Origin of the sequence: Halorubrum sodomense, assembly GCF_900111935.1 — an archaeon.
In the GTDB taxonomy this organism is placed as follows: Archaea; Halobacteriota; Halobacteria; order Halobacteriales; family Haloferacaceae; genus Halorubrum; species Halorubrum sodomense.
In genome coordinates, this window is record NZ_FOYN01000009.1 from 1 (window position 1) to 2,466 (window position 2,466).

Here is a 2,466-nt window from a genome sequence, read left to right on the forward strand (position 1 = left end):
GCCGACTCTCGGACTCGAACCGAAACCCTCTCTCGTCGCGCTCTCGAGCGAGGGACGCCTGTGTCGGTCTGGTTCGATACCAACCGTGTATATCGTGCGATCCAGGTACCGCCTGAACTCATGCGAGTCGTGGCGCGTCAGCGCCAATGAATGTGGCTCGGTCTGTTAGTTCTCGTGGGCTTAACACCTCGTTGCCTCGGTGCGTACACCCCGAGTCTATCGAACTCGTCTTCTACGAGTGACCTCTGTGGTACCTCTTTTCCATGTGGGTTTCGAGCTTAGATGCGTTCAGCTCTTACCCCGTGTCGCGTGGCTACTCGGCAGCTGCCCTTCCGGACAACCGATACACCAGTGGCGACCAAACGTAGTTCCTCTCGTACTATACGTTCGTTCACGTCAGGTACCTCACACCCCCAATAGATAGCAGCCGACCTGTCTCACGACGGTCTAAACCCAGCTCACGACCTCCTTTAATAGGCGAACAACCTCACCCTTGCCCGCGTCTGCACGGGCAGGATGGAGGGAACCGACATCGAGGTAGCAAGCCACTCGGTCGATATGTGCTCTTGCGAGTGACGACTCTGTTATCCCTAAGGTAGCTTTTCTGTCATCTACGGGTCCCATTCCGGAACCTCGTAGGTTCGCTAGACCACGCTTTCGCGTCAGCGTTCCTCGTTGGGAAGAACACTGTCAGACCATCTTGTGCTCTTGCGCTCTTCGCCGGATTCCCGACCCGGCTGAGATGATCTTCGGGCGCGCTCGATATCTTTTCGAGCGCGTACCGCCCCAGTCAAACTGCCCGGCTACCGGTGTACTCCTCCCGGAGTGAGAGTCGCAGTCACCGACGGGTAGTATTTCAATGCTGTCTCGGTGGCGTGCTGGCGCACGTACCTGTGTAACGACTCCTACCTATGCTGCACATCGGCGACCACGTCTCAGCGACAGCCTGCAGTAAAGCTCTATAGGGTCTTCGCTTCCCCTTGGGGGTCTCCAGACTCCGCACTGGAACGTACAGTTCACCGGGTCCAACGTTGGGACAGTGGCGCTCTCGTTTATCCATTCATGCAAGCCGCTACTGAAGCGGCAAGGTACTACGCTACCTTAAGAGGGTCATAGTTACCCCCGCCGTTGACGGGTCCTTCGTCCTCTTGTACGAGGTGTTCAGATACCCGCACTGGGCAGGATTCAGTGACCGTACGAGTCCTTGCGGATTTGCGGTCACCTGTGTTGTTACTAGACAGTCGGAGCGCCCGAGTCACTGCGACCTGCTCCTCAGAGAGCAGGCATCCCTTCTTCCGAAGGTACGGGACTAACTTGCCGAATTCCCTAACGTCGGTTCTCCCGACAGGCCTTGCCTTGCGCTGGCAGAGCACCTGTGTCGGATCTCGGTACGGACATCGCGCTTGCCTTTTCACGGGCCCTATGTACGGCTGACTTTCGCTGTCTCGCGTTTCGCTCGCTTCGTGCCGTGACGGCGTCCACGAGTTTCCACGATTCGACCGGGCGAGTGCCCGGCTCAGCGTTCCACACGGCGTCGGCGTTTACTGCACGATGGCGCTGGAATATTAACCAGCTTCCCGTCGGTGTAGTCAAGTTGTGGTACACCTTAGGACCGGCTAACCCTCGGCTGATCTGCAGTGCCGAGGAACCCTTGCTCTTCAGGCCGTCGAGGTTCTCACCCGACTATCGCTGCTACTGTGACCAGGATTGTCGTTACTGGACGGTCCACACGAGCTCTCGCCCGGGCTTCCGTCCGACCAGTACGCCAACCTACGCGGTTGCCCTGTCACGGGCACGGCCAGGTCTCGGTGGTAGATTTGAGCCCCGATCATTTTGGGCGCCTCAAACCTCGGCCGGTAAGCTGTTACGCTTTTCTTAGCGGGTAGCTGCTTCTAAGCTCACCTCCCGGCTGTTTAGGGCTTGAGACCACCTTCGAATCGCACTTAATCTACACTTTGGGACCTTAACCCGGCTCTGGGTTGTTCCCCTCACGGTACACAGGCTTACCCCGCGCACCGGACTCCCTCCGTCTGCGACGCCTGCGGGTTTGGAGTTCGACAGGATGGCCGACTCCTCTCGGAGGCGGGTCATCCAATCGGTAGCTCTACCCCGCGGGCTATCTCGGGAGAGGTCATGCTTCGACATGTTTCGGTTGGAACCAGCTGTTGCCAGGCTCGATGGGCCTTTCACCCCTACACACGAGTCACGAGAGGGTATTGTAGAACACCAACTCTAACAGGCCTCCACGTGGCTTTCGCCACGCTTCACCTTGCTCGCGCGTAGATCGCCTGGTTTCGGGTCGCACCCGATTGACTCCCCGCGCTTGAACACGGTGGCCCTCGCACGAATGTGCTGCGGCCGTATCGGTTTCCCTGCGCCTTCCCCGGTTCACGGGTTAGACTCGCCAATCAAGTGCACTCCCTGGGTCGTTTTTCAAAACGCACGACACGACGCCGGCTCGTCTCT

Annotated in this window: 1 rRNA gene; it reads right to left on the bottom strand. The window is 58.6% G+C overall.

Going from position 1 to position 2,466, the window contains the following annotated elements:
- Nucleotides 1-145: 145 nt before the first annotated feature.
- Nucleotides 146-2,466: ribosomal RNA gene (locus tag BM286_RS15060) — 23S ribosomal RNA — on the bottom strand; the annotation flags it as partial.